At 68.1% G+C, this 6,775-nt stretch carries 6 protein-coding genes; 5 read left to right on the plus strand and 1 reads right to left on the minus strand.

Features of this window, described 5'->3' with window-relative positions; genetic code table 11:
- The 4 genes from E4L96_RS01715 to E4L96_RS01730 all read left to right on the plus strand — a co-directional run.
- Positions 1–444, plus strand: a 444-nt coding sequence (locus E4L96_RS01715) for an EamA family transporter (RefSeq protein ID WP_167758572.1), incomplete at its 5' end; no start/stop codon positions are given.
- A gap of 58 nt (positions 445–502) precedes the next feature.
- Positions 503–883, plus strand: coding sequence for a cupin domain-containing protein (locus E4L96_RS01720; protein ID WP_135205518.1), 381 nt, complete (start codon positions 503–505; stop codon positions 881–883).
- A 150-nt stretch (positions 884–1,033) separates the two neighbouring features.
- Positions 1,034–2,521 carry a sulfatase-like hydrolase/transferase gene (locus tag E4L96_RS01725; protein ID WP_135205519.1) on the plus strand — a complete coding sequence of 496 codons (1,488 nt, stop codon included), beginning with the start codon at positions 1,034–1,036 and terminating at the stop codon, positions 2,519–2,521.
- Between the two features lie 72 nt (positions 2,522–2,593).
- Positions 2,594–3,898 carry a hypothetical protein gene (locus E4L96_RS01730; RefSeq protein ID WP_135205520.1) on the plus strand — a complete coding sequence of 435 codons (1,305 nt, stop codon included), beginning with the start codon at positions 2,594–2,596 and terminating at the stop codon, positions 3,896–3,898.
- Between the two features lie 60 nt (positions 3,899–3,958).
- Here E4L96_RS01730 and E4L96_RS01735 read toward each other — a convergent pair whose 3' ends face one another.
- Complete coding sequence (locus E4L96_RS01735) at positions 3,959–5,572, minus strand: M20/M25/M40 family metallo-hydrolase (protein WP_135205521.1); 1,614 nt, start codon at positions 5,570–5,572, stop codon at positions 3,959–3,961.
- Between the two features lie 175 nt (positions 5,573–5,747).
- On the opposite strand from E4L96_RS01735, the gene E4L96_RS01740 reads away from it, so the two are divergent.
- A partial coding sequence (locus tag E4L96_RS01740; RefSeq protein ID WP_167758573.1) for a diguanylate cyclase domain-containing protein occupies positions 5,748–6,775 on the plus strand: 1,028 nt, incomplete at its 3' end.

Raw genomic sequence — 6,775 nt, forward strand, 5'->3', positions numbered from 1 at the left:
GCCTGGGGCGTCTACTCGCTGCGCGGCCGCGGCGTGCCGGACCCGCTGGCCGCCACCACCGCCAACTTCGTCCGCGCCGCCCCGCTCACGATCCTGCTCGCCCTGCTGTACGCCTGGCAGGCGGACCTGGCCTCGCCCTTCCCCGCTTCCGCCTCGGCCTCCCCGGCGGCGCACAACGGGCTGCAGGCCGACGCCCGCGGCATCACATTCGCGATCATCTCGGGCGCTCTGACGTCCGGCCTTGGCTACGTGATCTGGTACGCCGCCCTGCGCCGCCTGACCGCCCTGCAAGCGGCCTCCGTCCAGCTCTCGGTCCCCGTGCTGGCCGCGCTGGGTGGCGTCCTCCTGCTCGGCGAAGCTCTCACCCCGCGCCTGCTGCTGGCCGCGCTGGCCATCCTCGGCGGCATCGCCGTCGTCCTCACCCGCAGGGCCACACCAGGCTAACCCAGCCGCGTGCATAATGACGGCAGCCATGCGCAGTCCAATCAGCGAAGGAGCCACCATGCCCATCGACCCCAGCGACACCTACATCCTCCTTGGCCAGGACGGCAGCAGCCGCCAGCTCCCCGGCGGCGACGCCTTCTGGTCCCAGCCCGAAGCCGAACTGGGCGCCCTCGGCCGCCACTGGATGCTGCTGGAATTCGAGTGCTCCAGCGACTGGCCGACCTGGGAAATGCACCCCGCCGGCGACGAGTTCATCTACCTGCTGTCCGGCGACGTTACCCTGCACCTGGACGACAAGGGCAGCGTCACCACGTTCGCCTTGACGGGGCGCGGCGCCACCATTGTCCCGCGCGGCGTCTGGCACACCGCCAAAGTCCACGCCCCCAGCCGCATGCTGTTCGCCACCCTCGGGGAAGGCACGCAGCACCGCCCGGCGTAACGACACAAGGATGAGATATCGCCGCCGTACGTACGGACATCCCGCCAGATACATGAGCGTTACAAGACGTTACCTGAACTTTACTTTCGTTAACCCCGCTTAACACTTGGCAGCTCGACAATTGCGTCGTCCCTTCACCGGCGCAGCACGATGCAACTGTCGACTCCCGCATTTCCCCCATTTCCGCGCCTGTCCCGCGCGGCCGTCCTGCGTGCCAGCCTGTATCTGCTGGCGGTCTTCCTGTTCTGCCTGAGCCACTGGATCCACAAGTACTTTGGCCGCCCGGACATCGACCAGATCGCCTATCACCTCGCCTTCGGCATCGACCTGGTCCGCTTCTCTGACCCCATTCTCGCGCGCCGCTTCGTCGACTGGTGCGTGCTGGTGCCGCTGGTGCTGCTGGCGATGCTGCTGGTCGCCGACGCCCGCTTGCGCAGCGCCATCGGCCGCATGCGCACACCCTTCCACCAGCGCCTGCTGGCCGTGCACCGCACACTGCCACTGCTGCTGATCGCGACCAGCGCCACCTACTGGGTCGCCGACATGGGCCTCGCCAAGCACCTGGCCGCCCAATTCGGCACCGACTACTTCGGCGCAAACTATGTCCCGCCCGCTCACCAGCCACTGCTCAAACGCGCGCCGAAGAACCTCATCCTCATCTACGTGGAAAGCCTGGAAGCGGGCTACGCCGACCGCCGCGTGTTCGGCCGCGACCTGATCGCCCCGCTCACGGCGCTGGGCGGCCAGCACTTCCGCGCCTACGAACAGGCACCGGGCACCGGCTGGACCATCGCCGCCATCGTCTCGACCCAGTGCGGCCTGCCGCTAGAACGTGTGACGCTGTTCGACATCAACACCCAGGGCCAGATGGTCAACTCCTTCCTCAACAACGCCACCTGCCTCGGCGACCTGCTGGCCCAGCAGGGTTACCGCAATGTATTCCTCGGCGGCGCCTCGCCGGAGTTCGCGGGCAAAGGCAAGTTCCTGCGCCAGCACCGCTACCAGGAGGTGTACGGCAGGGAGGACTGGCTCAAGTCCGGCGTGCGCGAACAAGACCTGAACGGCTGGGGCACGTATGACGCCGACCTGTTCGCCCGCGCCCGCACGCGCCTGGCGCAGCTGGAGGCCAGCGGCAAGCCGTTCAACCTCACCCTGCTGACGGTGGACACGCACGAACCGGACGGCCACCTGTCCCGCCAATGCGCCGCGCAGGGCTATTCCGGCTTCGACGGCGTGATCACCTGCACCGCCGCCGAAGTGGCGCAGTTCGTGCAGTTCGCGCAGGCCCGGGGCTACCTCGATAACGCCAACATCGTCATCCTCGGCGATCACCTCTCGCGCAAGAACCCGCTCTCCGACGACCTGTCCCGGACCCACCGCACCATCTTCAACACGTTCATCTCCAAACAGCCCGTGCCGGCCACACGCGACCAGCTGGTGCACTTCGACCTGCTCCCCTCGATCCTGGAATTCATCGGCTTCGATATCCCGGGCGGGCGCCTGGGCCTGGGCTACAGTGCCTTTAACCGCCACGCCACCGCGCCCAGTCAGGGACGGCTCGCCGACATGGACAGCGACCTGCTGAACCGCTCCGACACCTACCTCGGCCTGTGGCAAGAGAGGCCCGCCGTGCGCTAAGCCCCCCAGCGTGATGGGTCACAGGGAGCGCGCCATCGCGTAAGCTCCACGGTCTTCCCAAGGAGACCCGCCATGCCCCGCCCCGCCCTGCGCTTCGTCACGCTCGCCGCCCTGCTCGCGGCCAGTGCCGCCATTCATGCCCAGACCCAGTGCTGGGCCCCGCGCGACGAGCAGGATGCCTCCACCAAGCCGGCCGCCGCGCCGATGCGCAAGGCGGTGCTGGCAGCCGAGGAGATCATCCGCAAGGACCGCGCCTATCTCGATGCGCCGCTGCCGGTGCGCATGCGGACGATGATCGCGATCGGCCCCTACGACTTCACCTCGGCCCGCATGTTCGTCAACGCCTACCCGGAGCGCGCAGGCGTCAACATCGTGTGGCGCGGCGCCTGCGACATCATTCCGCAGGCCGACCGCATCGCCGCAGGCGTGGGCCAGATCGGCGTCTTCTTCAACCCGGCCGCGCAGGCCATGATGCCGCCCGGCGCCACCTTCGTGCCCAAGTTCGAGGGCATGGTCAACGGCTACCCGCGCTACAACGGCTGGATCTACATGACGAAGGACGGCCGCCTGCCCTGGGTGCCCGAGACTCTGGCCGCGCGGCTGGACCGCCTGATCGCGGCCCGCCAGCGCGCACTGGACGAGTGGATGAAAGACCCGGCGCGTATCCAGAAGCCACAGGACCCCGCCAGCGTGCGCCAGACCTACGCCATGCTGAAAAAGTCCGACCCGGCGGGCGCGGAGCAGTACCTGGCCTCGATGCAGGAGCTGGCCGCCGAGATCGAGCGCAAGAACCGCGAGGTCAATCCGCGCGTCACGCGGCGCATGGAGGAGATGCTGGCCAGTGCGAAGCGCTACAAGGCTGCGTTCTCCGCCCAGGAGCTGGCGCAGCCGGCGGTGTGGGCCGATGCCGACGGCGCCGGGCGCCGCCAGCTCGATGCGCAGGTCCAGCAGCTGCATGCCTTCCCGCCCGAGCAGCAGGCGGAGGTGGATGCGGCCAACCGCGAAGGCCGCGGGCTGGAGCGGCAGGCGCAGGACGCCACGCGGGCGGGCCATGCGGCGGAAGCGGCACGCCTGCGCGCGCGAGTGGCGGAGCTGTCCGCCAAGGTGCGGACGATGAAGGCGGCGCACACGGAAGCCATCGGCAACCGCATCACGCAGCTCACCGATGAATACGAGCTGACCAACCTGAAGCCGGGCGATACCGCGCACGCAGCGGGGTTCGTGGCAGACCAGACCTACTACGACAAGAACCCGAACCACGTGCGCCTGATCGCGGTGGGGTTCTCGGAGGGGAAGCATGAGAACGGGCCGGCGTGGATGAAACGCGCGGCCGAGCAGTTCGACTTTGCGGCGCTGGCGCGCCTGCTGAGTCAATAAAAAGCCCGGGGCAAGCCCCGGGCGAGACTGCGCGCGCGGGGCAGTGCGAGCCCCATCCGCTCAGTCCTTGGCCGGATCGCGATACTTGAACGGATCGGTCGGCGACGGCTGGCGCGGCAGCACGTTGCGCGGCATCGGCTGGTCGGCCTCGGCGGCCTGCAGCAGCACCGTCGCCATGATCACCGCCGCCTGGCGCAGGTCTTCCGTGCGCAGGTGGTCGAAGGTGTCCAGGTTCGAGTGGTGCGTTTTGCTGCCGTAGTCCAGCGGGTCCTGGATAAACTGGAAGGCCGGCAGGCCCATGGCCGCCATGATCTGGTGGTCGGTGCCGCCGGTCTTCTTGGCCACCACCTTGTTCGCGCCCAGGCTGTCGAACGGCGCCAGCCAGGTCTTCAGCACCGGCACGGCCGCGAAGTTACCCTCGGCGTAGATGCCGCGGATCTTGCCCGAGCCGTTGTCCAAATTGAAGTAGCCCGCCATGTCATTGAAGCCCGGCAGCGGCGTGATCGGATAGGTGGTCCACATGAACTTGGGCAGCTTGGCTTCGGCGGCATTGGTCGGACGCGGACGCGTCGCCAGGTGCTTCTCGATGTAGGCCATGGAGCCGTCCAGGCCCTGCTCCTCGCCCGCCCACAGGGCAAAGCGGATGGTGCGCTTGGGCTTCACGCCCAGGCTCGACAGGATGCGGGCCGCTTCCATCACGACCACGGACCCGGCGCCGTTGTCGGTCGCGCCATCGCCGGCCACCCAGCTGTCCAGGTGCGCGCCGGCCATCACATAGCCTGCCTTCGGATCGGTCCCCGGAATTTCGGCCAGGATGTTGTAGGCGTTCATGTCGCGGTCGTCGAAGTGGACGTTGCTGTTCAGCTCCAGCTTGACGTCGCCGACCTTGGCCAGGCGGGCCAGGCGGCGGTAGTCCTCGGCCGCCATTTCCACTTCCGGCAGCGGGACGGTCTCGCCCTTCTGGTGGAAGTAGCCTTCGCCATGCACCAGGCCCTGGCTGCGGTAGGACATCTTGACGATCGCGACCGCGCCTTCGGCCGCCAGGAAGCGGTTGATATTGCCCGGCAGTTGGATCCAGTTCTTGTAGCCATCGACGGCGGCATCCGGATCGAAGTGCGGCTGGTCGTAGGTCGACATCTTGCCAAGTTCGGAATCATCGAGGCGCTTGAAGGCCACCTGGGTGTCGTCCTTCAGCGGCTCTGGATAGCTGATCAGCACGATCTTGCCCTTGACCTTGCCCTTCCACTGGGCCAGATCGCGCTCGTGGCGGATCGGGGCGACCACGATGGGCGCGGTGAGGGCGCCCTTGGTCGGCGGCGTCCACGCCACCGGGATCGAGGTCAGCGGCAGCGGCCGCGGCGCCACCATGCGGCTGCTGGCCGATTCGATCCACCAGCCGCGGCCGAAGTCGAAGCCTTCCGCGTGCACGTTCTTCAGGCCCCACTGGGTGAACATCTGCTGGGTCCACTTTTCGGCCTGGCGCATGGCCGGCGAATTGGTCATGCGGCCGCCGATCTGGTCGGTCAGGTGGGCGGCCAGGGCGATCACCTGGCCATGGTTGTAGCCCTCGTCGGCGATGCGGTTGATGGTGTTGGCATCGACCGGCTCGCGCGCCTGCACGCTGAAGGCAGCCAGGATGGCGGCCACGGTCCCCACGGTGCGAATCTTATACATATATCCCCTCGATGATTGTCATGATAAAACTGCGCCGGACACTATACTCCCGCTCGCTGCAGCCGTGTGTATTGCCAGACCAGAAATTCCGGGGGTGGGGCAACCAACTCATGCTTACCGTGCGCAACCGAGGGACAGTCTCTCGTTACAATCCGTGGATTTTCCGGATTTCCCCATGGCCTACCCCTACCACGGCATCGCGGTCCCGACCCGGCGCAGCGCAGCGGTGCTGCTGCTCGCCCTCGGCCTGCTGGTGGGGGAGCTGGTGTTCTTCGCCGTGGTGGCGCGCGAGATCGGCAACATGGAGACGCGCCAGACCGCCGAAGGGCGGGCCCTGTTCTTCATCCGCGAAGTGGTCATGGACGTGCAGGATGCCGAGACCGGGCAGCGCGGCTACCTGCTGACCGGCGACACCGGCTATCTTGAGCCCTTCCTGCTCGCCAAGACCAAGCTGACGGCCGACCTGCGCGCTGCCCACGCAGCCACCTGGGCCCTGGAAGACCGCGGCGACGCGGCCCACATGGCGGCGGCCGAACGGGCCATCGACGCCAAGATGGCGGAGCTGAACCACACCGTGGACCTGCGCGAAGGCGGCGACATGGACGGAGCCCTGCAAGTGGTCCGCAGCGGCGCCGGGCGGCGCCTGATGCAGGATATCCGGAGCGAGCTCACCATCCTGATGAACCACGTGCGCGGACACCGGGACCGGCTCAGCGGGGACGTGGGGCGCAAGGCGTCGGAAGCGGCACTGGCCTTCGGCTCGATCGCGCTCACGGTCGTGCTGCTGGTCGCGTACGCATGGAGCACCATCGTGCGGGTCGGCCGCAAGAACGCCCTGCTCACCCAGCAGCTGGCCATCGAAGCCTCGCGCGACACCCTGACCGGGCTGGCCAACCGGCGCCTGTTCGAGCGCTGGCTGGCCGCCGCCTGCGCAGGCGCCCAGCGCACCGGCAGCACAGTGTGCCTGCTGTACATCGACCTGGATGGCTTCAAGGCCGTCAACGATGAACACGGACACGCGGTGGGCGACCAGGTGCTGGCGGGCGTGGCGTCCCGGCTGCGCGCCATCACGCGCGAGGCGGATCTGCTGGCACGGCTGGGTGGGGACGAGTTTGCGCTGGTGCTGGCGCCGGAGCAGGATGCGGCCACCACGGGCCAGCTGGCCGAGCGCGTGCTGCGCGCCGCGCGCCAGCCGCTCAACCT

Source organism: Zemynaea arenosa, from assembly GCF_004614185.1.
GTDB classification, from domain to species: Bacteria; Pseudomonadota; Gammaproteobacteria; order Burkholderiales; family Burkholderiaceae_D; genus Telluria; species Telluria arenosa.